Source organism: Paenibacillus marchantiophytorum, assembly GCF_014640555.1.
GTDB classification, from domain to species: domain Bacteria; phylum Bacillota; class Bacilli; order Paenibacillales; family NBRC-103111; genus Paenibacillus_E; species Paenibacillus_E marchantiophytorum.
Genome location: NZ_BMHE01000015.1, coordinates 1 through 22,104, shown reverse-complemented (window position 1 = coordinate 22,104; position 22,104 = coordinate 1). Strand labels below are relative to the sequence as shown.

Sequence of the window (22,104 nt, the reverse complement as noted above, 5' to 3'; positions counted from 1 at the left end):
AATAGAGAACTTTCTGGCTATTCAACCTTTTACTGCCGGGCATGCCATTCGGCAACCCATGCCTTCTCTTCTTTGGATAACTCTCTATCTACAAGCAAATCCGAACGTCGTTCCAATGTACGGAACAATGATTCTTTCCTGCGCCATTTCCTTACATTCTCATGATGGCCTGACATCAGCATTTCAGGTACTTCCCACTCTCTGAACTTAGCTGGCCGCGTATAATGCGGATACTCCAATAGACCTGTTGAGAATGAATCCGTGACAGCGGACATTTCATTGCCCAGCACGCCAGGCAGGAGCCTCACTACGCTGTCTATGACAACCATAGCGGGTAATTCACCGCCTGTTAATACATAATCTCCGATGGAGAGCTCGTCCGTCACCAGATATTGCCGAATCCGCTCATCGTAGCCTTCGTAATGACCGCAAATAAACACAAGATGTTGTTCGCTCGACAGTTCCTCCGCTTTCTTTTGCGTAAAAGGCGTACCTTGCGGACACATCAGAATCACACGCGGCTTAATTTGCTCTTCTCCGGGTTGTTCATGAACGGGCAGAGCTTCAACCGCAGCGAAAATCGGCTCAGGCTTCAAAACCATACCGCCTCCGCCGCCATAAGGATAATCATCGACTGTATTATGCTTATTGTTTGCATAATCACGAAAATTTACCGTATTCAACGAAACGATTCCTTTATCACGCGCTTTCCCCAATATGCTGGACGAAAAAACACCATCAAACATCTCAGGAAAGAGCGTCAACACATCGATTCTCATTCTAGTAACCCTTCCATCAGATGGATGCGGATTATTTTGTTGGCGACATCGACATCAAGGATTACATCATCAATGACAGGCAGTAATAGTTGCTTTCCTTTCGCCAAAGCTACGACCCACACATCATTAGCGCCTGGTGTTAATACTTCGGACACTAAGCCTAATTCTTGGCCATCTTCCGTAATCACGTTGCACCCGATAATTTCGCTATAGTAATACTCTCCCTCATCAAGCGGTTGCTGCTGGGTGCTTTCAATTTTGAGGAGCGAACCTTTAAACTTCTCTACCTCATTGATGTCAGTGAATCCTGCGAATTGGATGATGAACACATTTTTATGTAAGCGGGACGATAGCACCGTCACCGGCGTTTGCTTATTTTGAGAATCTACAATAATTAGCGAATTGCCTTTATCAAAACGTTCTGGGAAATCTGTTTCTGGAACTATTTTTAGCTCTCCACGAATTCCGTGGCTGTTTACAACTTTACCGATGGTGACCAGTTTTTCGCTCATATTCGCTTGCCCAACCTCCACATTAATTTACCTTCCAAATCATACAAGAAAAAGGCTAGGAACTAAATCCTAACCTACTTTCTTATGAAACGATTTCTACGGCTACCCGCTTCGTTTCTTTCACAGCTGCCGACGTGACCACTGTGCGGAGCGACTTCGCAATCTTTCCTTGCTTGCCAATCACTTTACCGACATCGTCGGGATGAACAGACAGCCTGAACTCAATCTTGTCATCTTTCTCCACCACAGTGACACGTACTTCTTCCGGATGATCGACAAGTGCCTTAGCAATTACCGTGATAAGATCCTTCATGAACTCACCCTCCGAAAGATAACAGATTACTTCTGTAATTTCAGCTCGTGAAATTTAGTCATCAAACCTGCTTTTGAGAACAGGCTGCGAACTGTATCGGACGGTTGAGCGCCAGTTTGAAGCCATTTCAGCGCTTTTTCCTCATCAAGAGAAACTGCTGCTGGTTCTGTAATCGGGTTATAAGTACCGATTTCTTCAATAAAACGACCATCACGTGGGGAACGGGAATCCGAAACCACTACACGGTAAAAAGGAGCTTTATGAGCGCCTACACGTTTAAGACGAATACGTACTGCCATGAAAAATCACCTCCTACTTAGAATAAATAGCTTATTTAAAAGGGGAATTTAAATCCCTTGCCAAGCTTTTTCATACCTTTGCCGCCTTTAGGACCCATCATGCCAGAGAATTGCTTCATCATCTTGCGCATATCATCGAACTGCTTGATGAAACGGTTAACTTCCTGCACGGAGTTGCCGCTTCCCATAGCAATCCGCTTGCGGCGATTTGCATTCAGGAGCTCAGGCTTGCGCTTTTCTTCCGTGGTCATCGACTTCACAATAGCCTCAACACGTGCCATTTGTTTGTCGTCAACCTTCATATCCTTCATGCCTTTGATCTTGTTCGCACCAGGCAGCATATCCAGAATTTGATCCAAAGGACCCATCTTCTTAACTTGCTCCATCTGATCAAGGAAATCTTCAAAGGTGAATTCGGCGTTGCGCATTTTGCGCTCCATCTCTTTCGCCTTATCCATATCAATCCCGGCTTGCGCCTTCTCAATCAGAGTAAGCATATCGCCCATGCCCAATATTCTTGAAGCCATACGATCTGGGAAGAAAGGTTCCAACGCATCCATCTTCTCGCCGCTAGCCACAAACTTGATCGGACAGCCTGTTACAGCTTTGACGGACAACGCAGCACCACCACGGGTATCGCCATCCAGCTTCGTTAATACAACACCTGTCAGCTCAAGCTGTTTGTGAAAACTTTCTGCAACATTGACGGCATCCTGACCTGTCATCGCATCGACAACAAGTAAAATCTCATCAGGTTCAACGGCAGTTCGTACATTCTTCAGCTCGTCCATCAAATTCTCATCGATGTGGAGACGACCGGCGGTATCGATAATGACATAATCATTACCATTATCTTTGGCATGCTGAAGTCCGGCTTTGGCAATGTCCACCGGGTTCACTTGATCACCGAGTGCAAACACAGGCACTTGCAATTGTTCTCCCAGAACTTGAAGCTGCTTGATCGCGGCTGGACGGTATATATCACAAGCTACGAGAAGCGGTCTATGGTTCTGCTTGAGCAGCATTTTGGCTAGTTTACCAGAGGTTGTTGTTTTCCCTGCCCCTTGCAAGCCTGCCATCATAATGATCGTTGGAGGTCGATTCGAGCGTGCCAGTTTACTTTGTGTGCCTCCCATCAGAGAGGTAAGCTCTTTGTTAACAATATCGATAACAACCATGCCAGGTGTGAAGGACTTCAATACATCTTGTCCTATCGCTTGTTCTTTCACCTTAGCAATAAAGTCTTTCACCACTTTAAAGTTAACGTCCGCTTCGAGCAGAGCCAATCGAACCTCGCGAAGCGCTTCGCCTACATCTTCTTCCGTCAGCTTACCTTTGCTTCTCAGCTTGCCGAATACGTTCTGTAATCGGTTTGCTAATCCTTCAAATGCCATGCGCTTCACCTCCTGCCTCTGGACTTTATTTAATCTATCCCTACTATTGTATCAAAAAGCTCCGTCGTTTTCCTCTTTAGCTCAGGATCGCATTGATCCATCACTTGAATCAGTTCTGAACGCAGCTTCATGCGCTGTTCATGTTTATGTACTAGCTGCAGCTTGCCTTCATAATCCTGCAAGGTTAACTCTGCTCGTTTAATGTGCTCATAGACCGCTTGGCGGCTTATTTCAAAATTCTCAGCGATTTCTCCCAAGGAGTAATCATCGTGGAAATACAACTGGAGGAATGTTCTCTGTTTATCGGTCAACAACGCTTCATAGAAATCAAACAGCAAGTTAATGCGATTCGTCTTCTCCAGCATCTGATCGATCTGATCGAGCGTCATAACTCCACCTCCGTAAAGGTTGCGCACTTGACACCAGCACAACAGAACCTATCATACTGAATTCCGAGATGAATGTCAAGCATTTGACCTTGTCAGTTTAAAAAACAAAAAATCCACCTCAAACCGCCACGCGGTTGAGACGAATTTTGAGTTCCACACAAGAATACCAGGATTAAATATCGGTTTCTTCCTTTTGCTCGCCAATCCATTTGCCAAACAATGCATGAACAAATTGCTCTGAATCAAACGGCTGGAGATCATCCATTTTCTCCCCAAGACCTACGAATTTCACCGGTAAAGACAGTTCCTGACGGATCGCTACAACAATACCGCCTTTCGCTGTGCCATCCAGCTTGGATAAAACCAATCCTGTAAGACCTGTTTTGTCGCCGAATAATTTGGCCTGGCTAAGCGCATTTTGCCCCGTTGTCGCATCCAAAACAAGAATAACCTCATGAGGAGCATCCGGTACTTCCCGCTGAATAACGCGATAAATCTTGTTCAGTTCCTCCATCAGATTCACTTTGTTCTGCAAGCGGCCCGCAGTATCGCATAATAGGATGTCGACTCCTCGTGTTTTGGCAGCTTGCACAGCATCGAACATCACCGCGGCGGGATCAGCGCCAGATTGTTGTTTGATGACATCAACACCGACACGTTCTCCCCAAATCTCCAATTGCTCAATTGCTCCAGCACGAAACGTATCTCCGGCAGCCATCAGCACTTTTTTGCCTTGTGATTTGAACATATGAGCCATTTTGCCGATTGTCGTTGTTTTCCCTACCCCATTAACGCCTACGAATAAAATCACAGACAACCCGTTCGGATTCAGATTTAATCCTGCATCCGCATCTCCTTTCAAAAGCTCAATAAGCTTCTCAGAAAGAATCGGTTGAAGTTCCGCCGGATTCTCGATTTTACGCTTCTTCACTTCAGCACGAAGCTCATTAATCAATTTCAAAACCGTATTCACGCCTACATCAGCGCCGATTAGAATTTCCTCAAGCTCTTCATAGAAATCTTCGTCAATTTTCTTGCGGCGACTAAATAAGTCATCTACGCGATCAACGAAGGCGTCCCTCGTTTTGGTTAGTCCTTCTTTAAATTTATTCGTAACAGCTTCGGCCTTGCTGGAAATACTATCTTTTAGTCGTTTAAAAAAGCTCATGGTTCCTCCTAGGAAATTAACTTGTCAACAGATTATGACGCGGAAACAACAGCTTCCTCATCCTCCAAACGCACTGAAACCAACTTGGAAACTCCGCCTTCTTGCATGGTTACGCCGTACAGCACATCGGCCTCTTCCATCGTTCCTTTGCGGTGTGTAACGACGATAAATTGCGTCATTTCCGAGAATTCACGCAAGTATTCAGCAAAACGAGATACGTTCGCTTCATCCAGAGCCGCTTCAACTTCGTCCAGGACGCAGAATGGCACTGGCTTTACACAAATAATCGAAAATAAGAGCGCAATCGCCGTGAGTGCTCGCTCTCCACCTGAAAGCAGCTGTAAATTCTGCAGCTTCTTGCCAGGCGGCTGAGCTACGATCTCAATGCCGGTATCCAGCATATTCTCTGGTTCCGACAAAATCAAATCCGCTCGACCGCCCCCGAACAATTTGGCAAACACAACACCGAAGTGCGACCGAATGGCATCAAAAGTCGTCTTAAATCGCTTCGACATCTCTATATCCATTTCACGAATGACTTGATACAACGTTGTTTTCGCTTCGATCAAATCATTTTTTTGCGAATCTAGAAACTCAAAACGTTCAGACACACGCGAGTATTCTTCAATTGCACCCAGGTTGACATCCCCCAAGGAAGCAATCTCACGTTTGAGCTCACGTACTTTACTTTGGGTCCCTTGAATATCTTCCGGCACCGGGTAGCGATCTTTGGCCAGCTCATAGCTAAGTTCGTAGTCTTCAGCCAGCTTTTTCAGCATATTCTCAAGTTCAACATCCAGACGAGTTACACGAACTTCCGTTTGGTGCAAACTCTCTTCAACCTGTTTTAGTTGCGTGCGCTGCGCGCGAGTTTCATTCTCTTCCTGCTCAAGCTTATGTAGCCATTCCGTTCGTTCAGCCCGTTTGAAATCGATACTTTCCGTACATTGCTGCTTTTTGAGCTTGAGATCGTTAAGCAATTCAACTTGCAGCACCGTCTCCTGCTCAAGCAAAGCCATATCTTGTTCCAGTTGAACAAGAAGCCCTCGGTTCATCTCCATCTCCCGATCAACCTCTCCAAGATCCTGCTGCAAACGCCGCTGTTGGTCTTGCAGAGATTGCTTCTCTTGAGAAATCGATGCCACTTTAACCTTCAAATCTGTCAATTGGCTTTGCAGCTCTTCTTTTTCGGATTCACTGGCTTTTCTGGAGTTTTCAGCTTCGCGAATAGCCTGCTGCAAGGAAGCTTCCTCTTGCTGAAGCTCAGCCAACATAGCTTCGGCTTCCGTTTTCTTGAGAGCCAAATCAGCCTTCTCTGCCAGTAATGAACCTCGATCTTGACTATCCTGGGAAAGCTGGTCTTCAACTGTCCGGCTTTCGGATTCCAACGGGTTCAATTCTGCACGAACTTGCTGCTCCGTGATCCGTTTCTGTTCCCCTAGCTGGCGAAGCTGCTCAATCGTCATCATATCATCAGTAATCTCACGCTTCATCACGCCGGATTGGCTGCGCAAACCGCTAAGCTGCTGCTCAGAGCTCTTGATTTCTTGATCCAATTCCTCAATCTGACGTTGGCGACCTAGCAGATTCGTCGATTTCTTCTGCAAGCTTCCGCCAGTCATAGAACCGCCGGGATTAACAACGTCACCTTCCAACGTGACAACACGGTAGCGGTATTGTGCTTTGGCCGCAATATGATTGGCATCTTCCAAGCTCTGGGCAACTACAACATTCCCTAATAAGCTTGAGAAAATATTCGTATAAGTGGCATCGAATGAAACGAGATCAACCGCAAGACCGATAAAGCCTTTGGCAGATTTCAACGAGCTTAGCTCATGATCGCCAATCGAACGACCCCGAATGACATTCATCGGCAGGAAAGTAGCCCGCCCCATTTGGCGGCGTTTCAAGAAGGCAATGGCTTCACGACCATCGGCTTCCGTTTCAACCACGATATTTTGCAAGGCGCCGCCGAGCGCTGTCTCTATCGCTACTTCCACATCCGCGGGCACTTTGACCAGTTCGGCAATTGCGCCGCGAATTCCCTTCAAATCTTTGCGGGTTTTCGCTTTAAGGACTTCCTTAACCCCTTGCATAAAGCCATCATAGTCGTTAGCCATTTCCTTCATGGTATCACGACGGGAGGTTAAGGCATCAAGCTTTTGTTCCCATTTGCGAACCATTCCCTGCGCTTCATCCAATAAGCTTTGTTTATTTTTCAAGCTTTGGGTTAGCTGCACATACTGTTGCCTAACATCTTCAATTTCTTGGACGGTCTCATCCAGCTTAACCGTTAATTCCTGCTTGCGCAGTGTAATTTTCTCCCGCTGTTCGGACCATTTTTGGCGTTCTTCATCCAATCTCTCCAAACGGCGTGCAAGGCTCTCCGTCTGCTGCTCCGCATACCGAATTTCATTGCGCGCCTGGGCCATCCGGTTAAGGGTTTCCAGCAGCTCCCCTTTTAATTGATCTTCTGGCGATGAGCTGATCCCGCCATTAACACCCAGCAAACGCTGCTCCTCAGCTGTCAGCTTGGCCTGAAACTCAAATAACTGTGCGCCAATTTGGATGATTTTCTCCCGCTGCTCACTCAGTTCGGCTTCTTTATCCAGCTTTCGCTGCTCTTGAATCGCAATCGTTGTGCTTAACTGCTGATGATTCCCGACATAGTTTTTCTTCCGTTCTTTGAGAACTTCACCATGTCCTTCGCACTTCTCGAAATCCTCGCTCAGCCCAAGCAAGCTTTCTTGCAATTTCTCCAACTCTTCTTCCAGTCGGCGCGTTTCCCAGCGATGCTTCTCCAGATGGGCATCATGCTGATTCACGATTGTGGAAAGCTCCGTTTGCTCTTTCGTCAGCTTTTCTAACTTTTGCGAAGCTTCATTCCACGAAAGATAAATCTGATCGATTTGATGGACATACATGGCAATCTCACTGCTCTTGAGCGTCTCGCGAAGCTCCTTATAGCGAATTGCTTTCTCCGACTGCTCGCGAAGCGGTTCAATTTGATCCTCTAGCTCGGAAACAAGATCGTGAATCCGCAGCAAGTTCTGCTCGGTTTCCCCTAATTTCTTCTCTGCTTCCCGTTTGCGTGATTTATATTTAACAATCCCCGAGGCTTCCTCAAAGATACCCCGACGATCTTCGGATTTTGTGCTCAAAATCTCTTCAATACGTCCTTGTCCAATAATCGAATACGCTTCTTTCCCAATTCCCGTATCCATGAACAATTCGGTGATATCTTTCAGACGGCAGGGCTGCTTATTAATTAAATACTCGCTCTCCCCGCTGCGATGCACTCGGCGAGTTACCGTTACTTCATTAAAATCAAGCGGCAGAGACTGTGACGTATTGTCCAGCGTCAGTGACACTTCCCCAAAGTTAACCGCACGGCGTGAATCACTGCCGGCAAAAATAACATCTTCCATCTTGCCGCCACGCAAAGATTTGGCGCTTTGTTCACCCAGTACCCAGCGGATACCGTCTGAAATATTGCTTTTTCCGCTACCATTCGGACCTACAACTGCGGTGATACCGCGTACAAATTCCAGTTCCGTCCGGTCTGCGAAAGACTTAAACCCGGATAATTCAATCCGTTTCAAAAACATGGTCTCACCTCAAAAATTATTGTAACATATCCCTTCTAAAAATAAGAGAGATAAAAACCAAAAAAGGCAGCCGCAGCTGCCTCCTCTAGCTATATTCGTTATCGCTGAACGGTGACATTCAATTTCAACAAAGCTTGAGCTGCTGCTTGCTGTTCCGCCTCTTTCTTGGAACGTCCTGCACCGGTTCCCAGCAGATCAACATCCATATACACCTCTGCAACGAACTCACGCTCATGAGCAGGTCCACGTTCATTGACAATCCGGTATTCCAGTGAACCCATATTATGATGCTGTGTATGTTCTTGCAATTGTGTCTTGTAATCGATCACAAGAAGCTTGCCTTCGTTGGAGATTTTGGTGAACACATGTTTATGGAGAAATCCTTTGACAACCTCGATCCCTTGATCGAGGTATAAAGCGCCTATGAAGGATTCAAATACATCGGCAAGGAGAGCCGGACGGGATCGCCCGCCTGTCAATTCCTCACCTTTGCCAAGCAAAACAAATGCGCCAAAATCCAAATCTTCAGCAAAAGTAACTAAGGACGGCTCACAAACAATCGAGGCTCTAAGCTTCGTTAATTCGCCTTCCGAACGCCCTGGATAAGAATCATATAAAAATTCTGAAACCGTTAGCTCAAGGACAGCATCGCCTAGAAACTCCAGCCGCTCATTATCTTTGTGTCCAGCAATACGGTGTTCATTCACATAAGAGGAATGGGTAAATGCCTGCTTCAGCAATTCCGTCTTCCTAAAAGTGATGCCGATTTGCTTCTGCAGTACTTTGATATCACGATTCATTGCTTAACTCACCGCCCAGAGAGAATGATATTCCGTTATCTTTCTTCGTAGGAAGGCAAATTATGCTTCAAACCTTTTCAAGATAATGGTTGCATTGTGTCCGCCAAAACCGAATGAGTTCGACATCGCAATATCAACCTTCGCTTCACGAGCTACATTCGGTACATAATCCAAATCACACTCAGGATCTTGGTTAACCAGATTAATTGTTGGAGCAATCAAATTATTGGAAATTGTCAATCCGCATATAACGGCTTCTACCCCACCAGCAGCGCCAAGCAAATGGCCTGTCATGGACTTCGTCGAGCTCACTGCTACTTTGTACGCATGTTCACCTAATGCTTTCTTAATCGCCGTCGTCTCGGATTTATCTCCTACCGATGTAGAAGTTCCATGAGCATTGATATAAGTGATGGATTCTGGTGCAATCCCTGCGTCCTTAATCGCTTTCACCATACAACGTGCGGCTCCGTCTGGGTCCGGATCTGTCATGTGATAAGCGTCGCCGCTCATACCGTAACCAATCACTTCCGCATAAATACGAGCTCCGCGCTGCTGTGCATGTTCTAGGGATTCCAGAATCATGACGCCTGCGCCTTCTCCCATAACAAACCCATCACGATCCGTATCGAATGGACGGCTTGCCAGATGCGGCTCTTCGTTGCGTGTAGACATTGCCCGCAGCGCACAGAAACCAGCTACACCAATTGGTGTGATGGTCGCCTCTGCTCCACCGCAAATCATCACGTCAGCATCGCCGCGTTGAATCATTTTGAAGGAATCACCGATGGAGTGCGTTCCTGTTGCACAAGCTGTTACAGCTGTGGAATTCGGTCCTTTAGCACCTGTCACCATCGAGATATGACCTGAAGCCATGTTCGCAATCATCATTGGAATGAAGAATGGCGAAACACGTTTCGGCCCTTTTTCCAAAAGAATTCTATGTTGTTCTTCCCAAGTATTCAAACCGCCAATGCCAGAACCTACCGAAACGCCCACGCGTTCAGGATCCGTATCTTCTTTCACATTCAAGTTAGCGTCCTTCAGTGCATTAATTGCTCCTGCGACTGCGAATTGAACGAACCGGTCCATACGGCGAGATTCTTTGCGATCCACATAATTCTCAATGTTGAAATCTTTCACTTCAGCTGCAATGCGAGTGGGGTATTCAGTTACATCAAAATTCTCAATTAAACTAACGCCGGATTTACCGGAAGTCAGATTTCCCCAAAACGTTTCTAAGTCTTGACCAAGGGCAGTAACTACGCCCATACCTGTAATCACAACTCTGTTCATATGTACCACCTTCTATGTAGAGAAACTTAATTTTTTGTTGTTCAAAATGGAGAGAAAGTCCCGTCTTGATTAGAAACGGGACTCGGTAGACTATTACGTATGAGATTTTATGTAATTCGTAACTTCTCCTACTGTCGTAATCTTCTCAGCATCTTCATCTGAAATTTCTAGATCGAACTCATCTTCTAATTCCATTACTAATTCAACTACATCGAGAGAATCAGCACCAAGATCTTCTTTGAAAGATGCTTCGAGGGTGACTTCAGCTTCATCAACCCCTAGACGATCGACTACAATTCGTTTAACACGATCCAATACGTCGGACATCCGGTTCACCTCCTCTTTGGTATTATACGAGAATCTTTGACAGATTGCCAGTAGGCAATTTCTAGATTCTCTTTCTGGAAAATCTTACATGTACATGCCGCCATCTACATGAAGCGTTTGGCCTGTCATATAGGACGCATCGTCGGACGCTAAGAAGCGAACTACCTTTGCAATTTCCTCAGGCTGACCCAGACGTTCCAGTGGAATCTGCTTCAACATATGTTCTCGCATCTCGGCCGACAATTTGTCGGTCATATCGGTTTCAATAAAACCTGGAGCCACCGCATTCACGGTAATGCCTCGAGAAGAAAGTTCCCTAGCAGTCGCTTTGGTTAAACCAATGACGCCTGCTTTGGCTGCTACATAGTTGGCCTGACCCGGGTTGCCGAGCACGCCAACTACAGAAGATATATTAATAATTCGACCGAATCGCTGCTTCATCATAGGGCGGGTAACGGCTTTCACACAGTTAAATACGCCTTTCAGATTCGTAGCGATGACTTGATCGAACTCTTCTTCCTTCATTCGCATGATTAAATTGTCTCTTGTTATGCCAGCATTATTCACAAGAATATCAATTTTACCAAAAATCTCTAACGTTTGCTTGACTAAATTATCGGCTTCTTGAAAACTGCTGACATCTGCGCGCAATTTGACCGCCTTGCGGCCCATTGCTTCAATAGCTGCTACGACTTCGCCGGCAGCAGTCTCGCTTCCGGCATAGTTCACGGCAACATCTGCGCCATGCTCAGCTAAATGCAGAGCAATAGCCCGGCCAATACCTCTGGATGCACCTGTGACGAGTGCAACTTTACCCGTTAGCATGATTGTGCACCTCCTGCATGTACTTCTCCAAAGCTTCTAGGCTGCCAATGGACACCGTTTTCACCGTTTTGTCGATCTTCTTGATCAATCCGGCGAGAACGGTTCCTGAGCCAAGCTCAATGAACGTGTCGACGCCTTGGCCGATCAAGTAAGCAATGGTGTCTTCCCATAATACAGGGGAATACACTTGTTCAACAAGCAGACCGCGAATATCGCTGGGCTGCGTAACAGGGCGAGCCGTTACGTTGGCCACAACGGGCACGGCTGCATCGCTCATCTCCACGGACGCGAGCACCTCAGCGAGGCGCTCCGAAGCTGGCTTCATGAGCGAAGAGTGAAAGGGCCCGCTCACCTCGAGCGGTATGGCGCGCTTCGCGCCGGCTTCTTTGCAGCGTTCGACAACTGCTGCAACGCCCTCTTGGCTGCCCGAGACGACGATCTGTCCCGGGCAGTTCACGTTGGCGAGCTCCACGACGGAGCCGCCGCTTGTGATAGCCGAGCATAGCTCCGCCAGCGCTGCGCGCTCGGCTCCCAGCACGGCTGCCATGGCGCCCAGGCCGCCTGGGACGGCCTGCTCCATGAACTCGCCGCGAGCCCGCACGGTGCGGACCGCGTCTTCGAACCCGAGCACGCCGGCTGCGACGAGCGCGCTGTACTCGCCCAAACTATGTCCGGCGACATAGTCCGGTGTAATGCCCGCCGCCTTGAACGCTTCCAGACAAGCGATGCTTGTTGTCAGCAGCGCAGGCTGCGTGTGGTACGTGATCTTCAACTGGTCCTCCGGACCCTCGAAGATCAAATCCGATAAAGAGAAGCCGAGCGCTTCATTCGCGCGGTCATAATACGATTTGGCGGCAGGATGATTCGTGTACAAATCCTGCCCCATCCCCACAGACTGCGAACCTTGACCAGGAAAAACAAATGCTATTTTACCCATACGAGAAAAAAATCCCCTTTGGCGATAAATTTTAAAATGAAGTTTATAAGGACAATGGAATGTTCGTGTTCGTGACTACCACACCAGAGCAGATGCGCCCCACGTCAAGCCGCCGCCGAAGCCAACCAACACGATGCGGTCGCCTTCTTTTAATCTACCCTGCTCAGCTGCTTCAGCTAGCGCTACAGGAATGGAAGCTGCGGACATGTTGCCGTATTTGTCTAAATTGATCATACATTTGTCATCCGTTAATTCCAAACGATTCAAAGAGGCTTGAATAATTCTCATATTCGCTTGATGCGGAACTAGCAAATCGATGTCCGCTTTTTCCCAGCCTGCTTTACGCAAAGCTTCATCTGCCGCATTGCCCATAATTCGCACGGCGAATTTGAAAACCTCAGCACCGGCCATATAGATGTAATGCAGACGTTGGTCAATCGAAGCTTGCGTAGCCGGGTTACGTGAACCTCCACCTTCAATTTTCAGAAGAGGACCTCCCGTACCATCTGCGCCCAGCTCGAAGGATTTAAAGCCTCTTTCCTCAGGCACTTCACCAATGACAACGGCTCCCGCTCCATCCCCAAAAAGAATGCAGGTGTTACGATCCGTATAGTCTGTGATCCGGGATAAGCAATCTGCTCCAATCACGAGCGCATATTTATAAGTTCCCGTTGCGATGAAATTCGCAGCATTCGCTAGGCCATAGACGAAGCCGGAGCAAGCGGCAGAAAGATCAAAAGCTGCTGCTTTCTTAGCGCCCAGCTTCTCTTGCAGCACGCAAGCCGTAGACGGGAAAGACATGTCCGGTGTAATTGTCGCGACGATGATCAAATCAAGTTGATCCGCGGTAATGCCTGCGCTAGCCATCGCAATAAGGGAAGCTTCGTAGCATAGATCAGAAGTAGCTTGTCCTTCTGCTGCAATTCTTCTTTCGCGAATCCCTGTTCGGCTGACGATCCATTCATCATTGGTTTCGACCATGGTTTCAAGTTCTTGATTCGTTAATATACGCTCTGGTACGTATTTCCCCGTTCCGAGGACCCCAACTGGTATTAGATTCATGTTGTTATATCTCTCTTCCCATGGCTAATTTCGGCAGATATGGTGCCAACCAAATCATTCTGCAAAGCTATTCTCGCTTGACGAACAGCATTCTTAATAGCATTGGCATCTGAGGAGCCATGGCTTTTCAGAACAAGTCCATCAATCCCCAGCAGTGGCGCAGCACCATGTTCATTGGGATCGAATCTTTTACGAAATAGCGTCAAGCCCGGTTTCAAAACAGCCGCCGCAAGTTTAGTAAATATTGTTTTAGTAAACTCTTGCTTTAGCGCTGAGAAGATCGCCGAAGCCGCACCTTCTAATGATTTCAGCATAATATTTCCAGCAAAACCATCACATACGATGACATCGCATTTGGCTCGAAGAACTTGTGATGATTCCACATTTCCAACGAAATGAATAGGTGCTTGCTCCAATAAAGGATATGCTGTTTTCGTTAATTCATTCCCTTTGGTCGCTTCAGTACCTACATTCATCAGACCAACTCGCGGCTTGGTTATACCATCCACTTTGGAGCGGTATATACTGCCCATAATGGCATACTGAAGCAAATGTTCGGCCGTAGCATCCATATTTGCGCCTAAATCCAGCGCAAGCACACCATTCCCATCTAAGGTTGGTATCATAGAAGCTAATGCCGGACGTTCAATCCCAGGAATGCGACCAACAACAAGTAATCCCGTCGTCATCAATGCTCCCGTATTCCCTGCGGAAATCATCGCCTCTGCTTCTTTCTCGCGTACCAGCCTTCCAGCCACTACCATGGAAGAATCCTTTTTGCGGCGAACAGCTTTCACAGGCTCATCTTCCGCTTCAATGATTTCTTCGGTATGACGGATCGTTAGATTCGCTGGCCGTTCTGTGAGGTGAGCCTCAATCGCGGCGCTGTTGCCGACCAGGATGATATGTACATCCTTCCATTCCTTGGCCGCTGCGAGTGCACCTTCCACTACGATCTTAGGAGCATTATCGCCGCCCATTGCATCAATCGCGATCCGCATGCAGCTTGTCCTCCCTATCTAGATGCTCTTTCTTCGAATGAAAGATCACAAAATTGCCTCGAAAAACAGCCTCATCCCCAACATAAGAAGACACTTCAACTCTTGCTTTCCCCTTGGATACAGAGCGCACATAAGCTTTAGCAATGCATTTCTCTCCGAGCTTCACAGATCGTATAAAACGAATATCTGCTGAAGCAGTCAGAGCTATCGGATCGTCGATGACAGCAACCGCCAAAGAGTTCGCTTGTGAGAATATATGATGTCCTCTTGCAATTTTGGTTCGTGAGAAAACATGATCTTCTTTAATTTCAAAAATCGAAATACCGCTTTGGTCCAGCTGTATGTCGATAACTTCTCCAATAACTTCATCAATGGATAATGATCGAACTTGGTCATGCGTCTTAACCGCCATATGCTTCATTCGTTCCCGCAGCTCAGGAATGCCTAACTCCAATCGATCTAATCGGACGGTCTGGATACTGACGCCAAACGTACGCATCAGTTCTTCGTCTGTCATAAAAGGATTGACTTCAATCGCTTGAAGCAATTGCTGCTGCCTTTGTCGTTTAGGAAGGCGTTCGATGGTGAGCACCACCTTATCTCGTGAGATCTCATCTTATTACCAGATACTAAACTGTAGTATATTAAATTTACAACCAAAAAGAAAGCAAAAAAAATAGCACTTCACTTTTGAGATGAAGTACTATGTCCATTCTTATGCTTTTACGATCTCTCTGCCTTTGTAAGTTCCGCAAGATTTGCACACGCGGTGAGCTAGCTTAAGCTCTCCACATTGTTCACACTTCACCATGCCTGGAACTTCCAATTTAAAGTGAGTACGGCGCTTGTCGCGACGGGTTTTGGACGTTCTCCTTTGAGGTACTGCCATATTCAAAACACCTCCTTATACGAATTTCCGGCGTTGCCTTATTCTTTGTTAAAATAGTCCGCGAGACCTGCAAGCCGAGGATCAATCTTCTCCTGCTTACAGCCGCAATCACGTAGATTGCGATTCTCTCCGCACACGGGACAGAGACCTTTGCACGCTTCGTCACAAAGTGGTATGTACGGTAAACCGACCACTACATTTTCTACAACGTAAGGTTCCAAATCGACTTTATCTCCAACTACCAGATGGATATCCTCATCAAGATCAGGATCTTCCTCTTCTGGCTTCTGCATGAAGACTTCCTCAAAAGGAAGCTCGATTGTTTGATTAGTGTGCGATAAGCATCGTGAACAACTTAACTCCAAGTCTAGCGTTAACGTACCGTTAACTTTTGCTAATCCATCTTCATGCGTAGCTTGAAGATCGACACGTACAGGACCATAACCAAGGACATCGTGACGCCCTTCAAAAGGGGCCGTTAAGTTCATTGATTCCGTCATATGCACGGGCTGCCCTTTAAGAGCAAGCTCTCTAAATCGAATTTGCATGTTATTATCACCCCAAACAAACAAAGATTATTATATCCAGTCGCGAAGCTGCTTGTCAATTCAAAAATTTTATTTTTACTTTATAAAACCTATTTAGAAGGCAGATTCGCTAGAAATTTCAGAGCATCATCCATCGTGCCAATTTCAACGATTTTCATCTTCGTCTTAATTTGCTCAGCTCTGTGAACAGCATCCGAGTAATTATTAACCTTAGTCCCGTCTTTATAGGTCACATCTTTGGGCGCGAAGAAATAATCGGCTTTTTCCCGATCTGCGGCAATAATTTTATGCTCAATTCCGCCAATTGGGCCTACTGTGCCATCCGTTTCAATCGTCCCAGTCCCAGCGATCCTGTATCCTTTGGTAATATCCTCTGGCAAAAGTTGATTGTAAATTTCCAAGGAAAACATCAAACCTGCCGATGGACCGCCAATCTCGCCAGCCTTAATCGTCACTTGCTGATCGGCTTGATCGGCTTTTACAGACTGCATATCTGCCGGAACAACACCTAGGCCAGCTCTCGCCTCTCCTTTATCCCCTTCTTGCTGTGGGAGTGTGCCTAAGACTAGGGTGGCTTGTTGCTCCACTTTCTGCCTCTTATAAGTGATTGCAACGGAATCACCTGGTTTTTTACCTTTGAGCGAGTCCAGCAAATCTTGAGCGACCTTCACTTCTTTATCGCCCGATTTCAACAGCACATCCCCTGGTTTGAGAACCTTTTCGCCCGCTAGGCCAGGCAATGTCTGAAGCACCATGACACCCTCGTGGCTGATATGGAAGGGAACCTTGGCATGCGTATACGCGGCTTGAATAGCATTCGCCTGTGAAGTTAGCATGACATATTCTTGACGCTGCGTGTATTCCTGCTCGGACTCACCTTGTTTCAGTACACTTCGTTTAGGCTGAATCTCCTCATAAGGATGTAGAAGACCTACTATATAATTAACCACATTGGCGTCGGCGACGCGCACCGTGGTCAGCATCAGCGTCCCTTTCTCGGTATCCGATCCTTTGGCCACAGTAACCATGGGCTTTATTTCTTCTGCTGTTCCCGGCATAAAAATAAAAAATGGCAGCCTTACAAAAAACAGCAAATAAACGATTACTACGCCAACAATCGCTGAAAGTAAGTACCTTCTAGTCGCTGATACTCGCGGATAACGGTAGGAATCATTCGACCAAGTGCGTACACTCTCTTCTTCATTTTCCATGCAAGTTCCTCTCTCTCGATGACTAATCTTTGGCCTCTTCTGACCTGTTGCCAAGCAAAGCTTGGTCTAAACCCTCAACTTTCCGCGTACAAATGAAAGCATATTTGAAGGATGAGGTGATTCTATGCAGCCTATGAATACAAGATCCAATTCTAAACTTACGACACTGGTATTAGGGTCTTTGGCTGCCCTAACGGTTGTGTCTGTTATTCTATTTCCGGACAAGGCCTTCCAATCCTCCCTTGAAGGACTAACGATATGGTGGAAGCTCGTGTTTCCGGCGATGATGCCTTTTCTAATTATGACTGAACTGTTAATCGGTTTCGGCGTCATCCAAGGGGCAGGTGTTCTGTTAGAGCCGCTAACAAAAGCTATCTTTCGGCTGCCAGGTGTAAGCGGTTGGGCTTTAGCCTCCGGACTTATTGTAGGTTTTCCTACAGGAGCCAAAATTACAGCTTCCTTGCGTGAAAAAAATCTTATCACACGGACCGAAAGCGAACGTTTAACAGCTTTGTCCCACCTATGCAGTCCGCTCTTCCTCATTATCGTCGTAGGGGTCGGGTTCCTCAACAGCGCCAAACTTGGCATCGTGCTTGCCGTCATCCATTATGGGTCAGCCATTCTAACCGGTATTGCAATGAGATTATTCCGGAAAACGAGCACGCTTACTACCGAGTCTGCTGAACTTGAACCGGCAGATTCAACAGTCGCCAATCGATCGACCCCAGTTATGAAACAAGCCCTCTTCACGATGCGTCACGCCTATTTGCATGATGGACGCGCCTTAGGCAAACTGCTTGGGGACGCCGTGACCGCCTCCGTACAAACTTTAATGCTCATCGGCGGCTACATGATGATTTTCTCCGTCCTGATCAACGTCATTCATATTTCTCAGCTAACAGCTGCGCTGCGCCCTGTCACTCAAGCCATGCTTCAATTGATTAATATCCACACAGACACTGCACCGCAGTGGGTCACAGGCGTTCTTGAGATTCACCTCGGCGCCTATGCATGGAGTCAAACGCAAGGTCTCTCCCTGCTAGCACAAATAGCGCTAATTAGCGCATTTCTGGGTTGGGGCGGTCTCTCTGCCCATGCGCAGGTTGCTGGGTTGCACCAACAAACAGACGCTCGCTATAGCTTCTTTTTGCAATCCCGTATCCTTCATGCTGGGCTAGCCTTCACACTTACACTCCTGTTATGGAAACCATTGCAGCTGCTTTTTACAGACACAGAACCTAGCTTTCTTTGGTTGGACACAACTGCAGCCCATTCCACGGCGTCCACCTTCCCGCTTAACGGAGAATCGACTTGGAGTCTCTGGGGACCTATGCTGGCTCAATTTATTCTGTTGTTCCTCATCATGCTTGCCGTTTCAACAGTCATAAGAGCTTTCCGTAAGAAAGCCCTATAACTACAACAATTCATTTAATTACCTTTAGGAAATTTCAACTTGAGCGCCTCTTCTACTTCCACAGGGACTAAATCTTCAACGGGTCCATGAAATCGAGCAATTTCCTTTACAATACTTGAGCTCAAATAAGAAAACATTGGCTTAGACGTCATAAAAAAAGTCTCAACATCTGAGTTCAACTTATGATTCGTAGATGCCATTTGCAGTTCATATTCAAAATCCGAAACCGCCCTAAGCCCACGTACAATCAAGCGCACATTGCGTGCTTTCATATAATTGACCATTAAATCTCTAAATCCATCCACCTCTACATTGGGCAAATCCTTGGTCACTTGGCGAATGAGGTCCATCCGCTCTTCAAGTGTGAATAAGGGGTTTTTGGACGTGTTGTTGAGAACTGCTACGATTAGCTTATCAAAAACTTTTGCTGCTCTATGTATGATATCAAGATGCCCATGCGTAACCGGATCGAAACTGCCTGGATAAACGGCTATCGTTCTTCCGTGTTCTTGCTTCATCATGCTGTCAACTCCTCTTTCTTCTTATCCCTCGATGGATCGTGTGTAAATCGTTACCGCCGTGTCTCCGTAGTCTGCTCGCCGCATTAGTTTGAAACTGCCGATATCCGCTTGCAGGACATCCTTGGCATCGTGTTCCACCACGATCGTCGCATTGGCTTCCGCAATAGCCTGCTCCTCCATCGTGCTAATGAGATCCGCAATAAGCTTCATTTTGTACGGAGGATCAAGGAAAACCAGCGCAAACCGCTGTTCCCGCTTCGCCAAAGCTTTCAGTGCCCGAGTGGCATCTGTTCGATAAATCTCAGCTTGGTCCTTCAGACCTGCTGTCTGTAGATTGTGTTGGATCGTGTCGATGCTCTTCTTCTCGATGTCGATAAACACGCCCTTATCCATCCCGCGGCTAAGCGCCTCGATCCCTAGTCCACCGGTGCCGGCGAATAGATCAAGTACTTGTCCTCCATCAAAATAAGGACCGATCATACTGAAGATGGCCTCTTTCACTTTATCCGTTGTTGGCCGTGTGCTTGTACCAGGTACAGCTTTTAACGACCTGCCTTTGGCAGTGCCTGAAATTACTCTCATCTAACGTACTTCCCTTTCTAGCTGGCTCATTCTTTTGCTATCGTACCACAAGCTCTAATCCGACACAAAAAAATTATACGCCTAATGTATAAATTTCCTGTAAAACGGTCATCCTTGAACTATCGACATCAGAGAATGTCGTAGACAACCGCGGAGAAGACTTACGTTTCCCCATAAGCTCTTCGTCCGGTTTCTCCTCTCCCATGAGACGGCCTGTAAAAGGGCCGTCGTAATAATTTAATGGTACAGATGCCTAAAACCCTTATTGTATAAGGGTTTATTTGAGTATAACAGCGCTAATATTTCATATAATACAGATCATTAATATTAGCATTGGGGACGGTTTGGGGACGAAAATTTTCAAATTGGAATAAACCATATCAATTTCATTCCAAAAACTTCTTATTAAGCTGTACTAAAAAGATCCTGTCAATAAACATACCTTACAAAAGTAACCTCCAACTTTCACTTCTGCTAATAGCTTTCCAAATTTACGAAACTATTCATTTAAACCGATTTTGGCTCTACAAAAGTTGAATTAGAAACAACAAGGAACAACTTTTTCCAGTTGCTCCTTGTTTTATTGTGCTTTTATGCGCTTTATATCTTCCCTTGGAGGAAAGCCAAACATACGGGAGTATTCCCTACTAAACTGGGATGCACTTTCATATCCAACCCGAAAAGCGACATCAGCGGCATCTGTTGATTCGGATAATAAGAGGCGCCGCGCTTCTTGAAGTCTCAGTTGTTTTTGAAACTGAATAGGGCTCATAGCTGTTACCTCTTTAAAGTGCCTATGAAGCGACGAAACACTCATATTCACTTTTTCCGCAAGATCCTCAACCCGAAATGACTTCTCATAGTTATTCGTGATATGTTCGATTACATCTTTTACTTGATGGGCAGAGCTACCCTTTATTGCAATTTGTTCGAGCATAACCCCATTCTGACCTTTCAGAACTCTATATAGAATTTCCTTCGTAAACAACGGCGCAAGTACCGGGATATCCTCCGAATGATCTAGCAATCGAACTAATCTAATGACCGCATCGAACAAAGGCAACTCTATTGGGCTAACAAACATACCTCGATTAGTATTTTCTTTCGCTCCTACCCGGATTCCAAAATCACGTAAAACCTCGAGGATTTGGTTCGCCGTAAATTCAAGTTTAAAACCCAAGTATGGAAAGTCCTGAGAAGCCTCGATTACTTGGGCGGTAACCGGCAAATGAACGGATGAGACAAGATATTCTGTTGGATTATACTCAAATCGCTCCTGTGCTAACCATACCTCTTTAGCCCCTTGAGCAACAATGCAAAAGGAAGGTTCGTAAACTGAGTAACTTGGTTCGGACATACTAGAGCGACGGATGAAAAATAAAGATGGTATTGCTGTAGCGTAAACACCATCGTTTTCTGCATAACGCTCAATAATTTTGGCAAGCTCATTTTGCTGGTTAGTTATGATTTCGGGCATTAGATCCTCCTTATTCCTTCGGTTCTTATAAAATAATTATAACTCATATTCATCTGCTTACTAAATAGTTGTGAGAGGATTAGGCAAGCATTTGACACGAATGGGATAACGATCGCTTTGTCATTTGGTACATAATAAGGATAAGCGCGGCGACGGGTGCCGGCTATGGAAGTAATGGACAAGTTAGATACCAAACTGAGCCTGCTCTCTTCACATCACGATCCTGAAATGGCGAAATGGCTCGGCAACTATAATTAAGAAAGAAGGAATAAACAATGTCTTCTTCTAAAGAACCTACTGTTATACAGAAACTAATCGGAAATATTGCCCCGAAACTCGCGGAATTAACGGATGACGTCTTGTTTGGCGATATATGGGCGCGCAATGAGCTCTCCCCGCGTGACCGAAGTTTGATTACCGTAGCGTGCTTAATCACCAGCGGAAATACGCAGCAGTTGAAAGACGGCCATTTAAATCTGGCAAAACAAAATGGCTTGTCGGAAAAAGAGCTGATCGAAGTGATGACTCATCTTGCCTTCTATGCAGGTTGGCCGAAAGCCATGTCAGCCATTCTGGTTGCACAAGAAGTATTCACATCAGAGAAATAATTAAAGAAATGATGTTATTTACTCAAACTTCGCAGAGCGAAATTAGTCTTAAATCCTTGATACATATAGCAGAACCAGGATAATGATTGACCTCTTGCTAAAATAGAAAAACACCGCTTCGGTTTGGTATAGTGATTGTGACGA

24 protein-coding genes are annotated in these 22,104 nt (G+C 46.2%); 2 read left to right on the top strand and 22 right to left on the bottom strand.

What is annotated here, in order from left to right; translation table 11 throughout:
• Window positions 1-29: 29 nt before the first annotated feature.
• From trmD to IEY34_RS15725, 19 genes are all read right to left on the bottom strand, one after another.
• Window positions 30-779, bottom strand: a complete 750-nt coding sequence (gene trmD, locus IEY34_RS15815; RefSeq protein ID WP_189012844.1) for a tRNA (guanosine(37)-N1)-methyltransferase TrmD — start codon at window positions 777-779, stop codon at window positions 30-32.
• The gene (gene rimM / locus IEY34_RS15810; protein ID WP_189012843.1) at window positions 776-1,291 is read right to left on the bottom strand and encodes a ribosome maturation factor RimM; all 516 of its coding nucleotides are present in this window, start codon (window positions 1,289-1,291) and stop codon (window positions 776-778) included. The genes trmD and rimM overlap by 4 nt, the downstream gene beginning before the upstream one ends.
• An 82-nt stretch (window positions 1,292-1,373) precedes the next feature.
• A complete protein-coding gene (locus tag IEY34_RS15805; protein WP_079408680.1) occupies window positions 1,374-1,604 on the bottom strand; it encodes a KH domain-containing protein in 231 nt (76 codons plus the stop codon).
• 26 nt (window positions 1,605-1,630) lie between these two features.
• Window positions 1,631-1,903: a 30S ribosomal protein S16 gene (gene rpsP / locus IEY34_RS15800; RefSeq protein WP_189012841.1), complete on the bottom strand. Its 273-nt coding sequence runs from the start codon at window positions 1,901-1,903 to the stop codon at window positions 1,631-1,633.
• 35 nt (window positions 1,904-1,938) lie between these two features.
• Window positions 1,939-3,297: a signal recognition particle protein gene (gene ffh, locus IEY34_RS15795; RefSeq protein ID WP_189012839.1), complete on the bottom strand. Its 1,359-nt coding sequence runs from the start codon at window positions 3,295-3,297 to the stop codon at window positions 1,939-1,941.
• A gap of 29 nt (window positions 3,298-3,326) precedes the next feature.
• A complete protein-coding gene (locus IEY34_RS15790; RefSeq protein WP_189012837.1) occupies window positions 3,327-3,686 on the bottom strand; it encodes a putative DNA-binding protein in 360 nt (119 codons plus the stop codon).
• A 172-nt stretch (window positions 3,687-3,858) separates the two neighbouring features.
• The gene (ftsY, locus tag IEY34_RS15785; RefSeq protein ID WP_189012836.1) at window positions 3,859-4,854 is read right to left on the bottom strand and encodes a signal recognition particle-docking protein FtsY; all 996 of its coding nucleotides are present in this window, start codon (window positions 4,852-4,854) and stop codon (window positions 3,859-3,861) included.
• Window positions 4,855-4,886: 32 nt separating this feature from the next.
• The gene (smc, locus tag IEY34_RS15780; RefSeq protein WP_189012835.1) at window positions 4,887-8,462 is read right to left on the bottom strand and encodes a chromosome segregation protein SMC; all 3,576 of its coding nucleotides are present in this window, start codon (window positions 8,460-8,462) and stop codon (window positions 4,887-4,889) included.
• 98 nt (window positions 8,463-8,560) lie between these two features.
• Window positions 8,561-9,262: a ribonuclease III gene (gene rnc / locus IEY34_RS15775; protein WP_189012834.1), complete on the bottom strand. Its 702-nt coding sequence runs from the start codon at window positions 9,260-9,262 to the stop codon at window positions 8,561-8,563.
• A gap of 60 nt (window positions 9,263-9,322) precedes the next feature.
• Window positions 9,323-10,558 (bottom strand): beta-ketoacyl-ACP synthase II, encoded by a 1,236-nt coding sequence (fabF, locus tag IEY34_RS15770; RefSeq protein WP_189012833.1) that lies wholly within the window; start codon window positions 10,556-10,558, stop codon window positions 9,323-9,325.
• 93 nt (window positions 10,559-10,651) lie between these two features.
• Window positions 10,652-10,885 (bottom strand): acyl carrier protein, encoded by a 234-nt coding sequence (gene acpP, locus IEY34_RS15765; protein WP_028558238.1) that lies wholly within the window; start codon window positions 10,883-10,885, stop codon window positions 10,652-10,654.
• Window positions 10,886-10,969: 84 nt separating this feature from the next.
• A complete protein-coding gene (gene fabG, locus IEY34_RS15760; RefSeq protein WP_189012832.1) occupies window positions 10,970-11,710 on the bottom strand; it encodes a 3-oxoacyl-[acyl-carrier-protein] reductase in 741 nt (246 codons plus the stop codon).
• The gene (gene fabD / locus IEY34_RS15755) at window positions 11,697-12,647 is read right to left on the bottom strand and encodes an ACP S-malonyltransferase (RefSeq protein WP_189012831.1); all 951 of its coding nucleotides are present in this window, start codon (window positions 12,645-12,647) and stop codon (window positions 11,697-11,699) included. Before fabD ends, fabG begins: the two co-directional genes overlap by 14 nt.
• Window positions 12,648-12,722: 75 nt before the next feature.
• A complete protein-coding gene (locus IEY34_RS15750) occupies window positions 12,723-13,709 on the bottom strand; it encodes a beta-ketoacyl-ACP synthase III (RefSeq protein WP_308423027.1) in 987 nt (328 codons plus the stop codon).
• On the bottom strand, window positions 13,706-14,710 hold the full coding sequence (plsX, locus tag IEY34_RS15745) for a phosphate acyltransferase PlsX (RefSeq protein ID WP_189012830.1): 1,005 nt from the start codon (window positions 14,708-14,710) through the stop codon (window positions 13,706-13,708). Before plsX ends, IEY34_RS15750 begins: the two co-directional genes overlap by 4 nt.
• Window positions 14,694-15,305 carry a transcription factor FapR gene (gene fapR, locus IEY34_RS15740; RefSeq protein ID WP_167387999.1) on the bottom strand — a complete coding sequence of 204 codons (612 nt, stop codon included), beginning with the start codon at window positions 15,303-15,305 and terminating at the stop codon, window positions 14,694-14,696. The genes plsX and fapR overlap by 17 nt, the downstream gene beginning before the upstream one ends.
• Before the next feature lie 120 nt (window positions 15,306-15,425).
• Window positions 15,426-15,599, bottom strand: coding sequence for a 50S ribosomal protein L32 (rpmF, locus tag IEY34_RS15735; protein ID WP_029195321.1), 174 nt, complete (start codon window positions 15,597-15,599; stop codon window positions 15,426-15,428).
• 38 nt (window positions 15,600-15,637) lie between these two features.
• Window positions 15,638-16,147, bottom strand: coding sequence for a YceD family protein (locus IEY34_RS15730; protein WP_189012829.1), 510 nt, complete (start codon window positions 16,145-16,147; stop codon window positions 15,638-15,640).
• Between the two features lie 89 nt (window positions 16,148-16,236).
• Window positions 16,237-17,358: a SepM family pheromone-processing serine protease gene (locus IEY34_RS15725; protein WP_189012828.1), complete on the bottom strand. Its 1,122-nt coding sequence runs from the start codon at window positions 17,356-17,358 to the stop codon at window positions 16,237-16,239.
• Window positions 17,359-17,482: 124 nt separating this feature from the next.
• Between IEY34_RS15725 and IEY34_RS15720 the strand changes: the two genes are divergently transcribed.
• Window positions 17,483-18,772 (top strand): nucleoside recognition domain-containing protein, encoded by a 1,290-nt coding sequence (locus IEY34_RS15720; protein WP_189012827.1) that lies wholly within the window; start codon window positions 17,483-17,485, stop codon window positions 18,770-18,772.
• A gap of 14 nt (window positions 18,773-18,786) precedes the next feature.
• Here the strand turns inward: IEY34_RS15720 and coaD are convergent, their stop codons facing one another.
• The 3 genes from coaD to IEY34_RS15705 all read right to left on the bottom strand — a co-directional run bounded on the left by coaD (window position 18,787) and on the right by IEY34_RS15705 (window position 21,352).
• Window positions 18,787-19,290 (bottom strand): pantetheine-phosphate adenylyltransferase, encoded by a 504-nt coding sequence (gene coaD / locus IEY34_RS15715; RefSeq protein ID WP_373291260.1) that lies wholly within the window; start codon window positions 19,288-19,290, stop codon window positions 18,787-18,789.
• A gap of 24 nt (window positions 19,291-19,314) precedes the next feature.
• On the bottom strand, window positions 19,315-19,875 hold the full coding sequence (gene rsmD / locus IEY34_RS15710; protein WP_189012825.1) for a 16S rRNA (guanine(966)-N(2))-methyltransferase RsmD: 561 nt from the start codon (window positions 19,873-19,875) through the stop codon (window positions 19,315-19,317).
• A gap of 580 nt (window positions 19,876-20,455) precedes the next feature.
• Window positions 20,456-21,352, bottom strand: a complete 897-nt coding sequence (locus IEY34_RS15705; RefSeq protein WP_189012824.1) for an AraC family transcriptional regulator — start codon at window positions 21,350-21,352, stop codon at window positions 20,456-20,458.
• 275 nt (window positions 21,353-21,627) lie between these two features.
• Between IEY34_RS15705 and IEY34_RS15700 the strand changes: the two genes are divergently transcribed.
• Window positions 21,628-21,960 carry a carboxymuconolactone decarboxylase family protein gene (locus tag IEY34_RS15700; protein ID WP_189012823.1) on the top strand — a complete coding sequence of 111 codons (333 nt, stop codon included), beginning with the start codon at window positions 21,628-21,630 and terminating at the stop codon, window positions 21,958-21,960.
• The last annotated feature ends 144 nt before the right edge of the window (window positions 21,961-22,104 follow it).

What these genes read in the sequence shown, in the direction of transcription:
- fabD (WP_189012831.1), bottom strand. Translation starts at nt 12,647, where the DNA reads ATGGGTAAAATAGCATTTGTTTTTCCTGGTCAAGGTTCGCAGTCTGTG.
- rimM (WP_189012843.1), bottom strand. Translation starts at nt 1,291, where the DNA reads ATGAGCGAAAAACTGGTCACCATCGGTAAAGTTGTAAACAGCCACGGA.
- coaD (WP_373291260.1), bottom strand. Translation starts at nt 19,290, where the DNA reads ATGAAGCAAGAACACGGAAGAACGATAGCCGTTTATCCAGGCAGTTTC.
- ftsY (WP_189012836.1), bottom strand. Translation starts at nt 4,854, where the DNA reads ATGAGCTTTTTTAAACGACTAAAAGATAGTATTTCCAGCAAGGCCGAA.
- IEY34_RS15730 (WP_189012829.1), bottom strand. Translation starts at nt 16,147, where the DNA reads ATGCAAATTCGATTTAGAGAGCTTGCTCTTAAAGGGCAGCCCGTGCAT.
- IEY34_RS15750 (WP_308423027.1), bottom strand. Translation starts at nt 13,709, where the DNA reads ATGAATCTAATACCAGTTGGGGTCCTCGGAACGGGGAAATACGTACCA.
- rpsP (WP_189012841.1), bottom strand. Translation starts at nt 1,903, where the DNA reads ATGGCAGTACGTATTCGTCTTAAACGTGTAGGCGCTCATAAAGCTCCT.
- IEY34_RS15705 (WP_189012824.1), bottom strand. Translation starts at nt 21,352, where the DNA reads ATGCCCGAAATCATAACTAACCAGCAAAATGAGCTTGCCAAAATTATT.
- IEY34_RS15790 (WP_189012837.1), bottom strand. Translation starts at nt 3,686, where the DNA reads ATGACGCTCGATCAGATCGATCAGATGCTGGAGAAGACGAATCGCATT.
- plsX (WP_189012830.1), bottom strand. Translation starts at nt 14,710, where the DNA reads ATGCGGATCGCGATTGATGCAATGGGCGGCGATAATGCTCCTAAGATC.
- rpmF (WP_029195321.1), bottom strand. Translation starts at nt 15,599, where the DNA reads ATGGCAGTACCTCAAAGGAGAACGTCCAAAACCCGTCGCGACAAGCGC.
- rnc (WP_189012834.1), bottom strand. Translation starts at nt 9,262, where the DNA reads ATGAATCGTGATATCAAAGTACTGCAGAAGCAAATCGGCATCACTTTT.
- trmD (WP_189012844.1), bottom strand. Translation starts at nt 779, where the DNA reads ATGAGAATCGATGTGTTGACGCTCTTTCCTGAGATGTTTGATGGTGTT.
- fabG (WP_189012832.1), bottom strand. Translation starts at nt 11,710, where the DNA reads ATGCTAACGGGTAAAGTTGCACTCGTCACAGGTGCATCCAGAGGTATT.
- ffh (WP_189012839.1), bottom strand. Translation starts at nt 3,297, where the DNA reads ATGGCATTTGAAGGATTAGCAAACCGATTACAGAACGTATTCGGCAAG.
- IEY34_RS15725 (WP_189012828.1), bottom strand. Translation starts at nt 17,358, where the DNA reads ATGGAAAATGAAGAAGAGAGTGTACGCACTTGGTCGAATGATTCCTAC.
- fabF (WP_189012833.1), bottom strand. Translation starts at nt 10,558, where the DNA reads ATGAACAGAGTTGTGATTACAGGTATGGGCGTAGTTACTGCCCTTGGT.
- IEY34_RS15720 (WP_189012827.1), top strand. Translation starts at nt 17,483, where the DNA reads ATGCAGCCTATGAATACAAGATCCAATTCTAAACTTACGACACTGGTA.
- acpP (WP_028558238.1), bottom strand. Translation starts at nt 10,885, where the DNA reads ATGTCCGACGTATTGGATCGTGTTAAACGAATTGTAGTCGATCGTCTA.
- IEY34_RS15805 (WP_079408680.1), bottom strand. Translation starts at nt 1,604, where the DNA reads ATGAAGGATCTTATCACGGTAATTGCTAAGGCACTTGTCGATCATCCG.
- smc (WP_189012835.1), bottom strand. Translation starts at nt 8,462, where the DNA reads ATGTTTTTGAAACGGATTGAATTATCCGGGTTTAAGTCTTTCGCAGAC.
- IEY34_RS15700 (WP_189012823.1), top strand. Translation starts at nt 21,628, where the DNA reads ATGTCTTCTTCTAAAGAACCTACTGTTATACAGAAACTAATCGGAAAT.
- rsmD (WP_189012825.1), bottom strand. Translation starts at nt 19,875, where the DNA reads ATGAGAGTAATTTCAGGCACTGCCAAAGGCAGGTCGTTAAAAGCTGTA.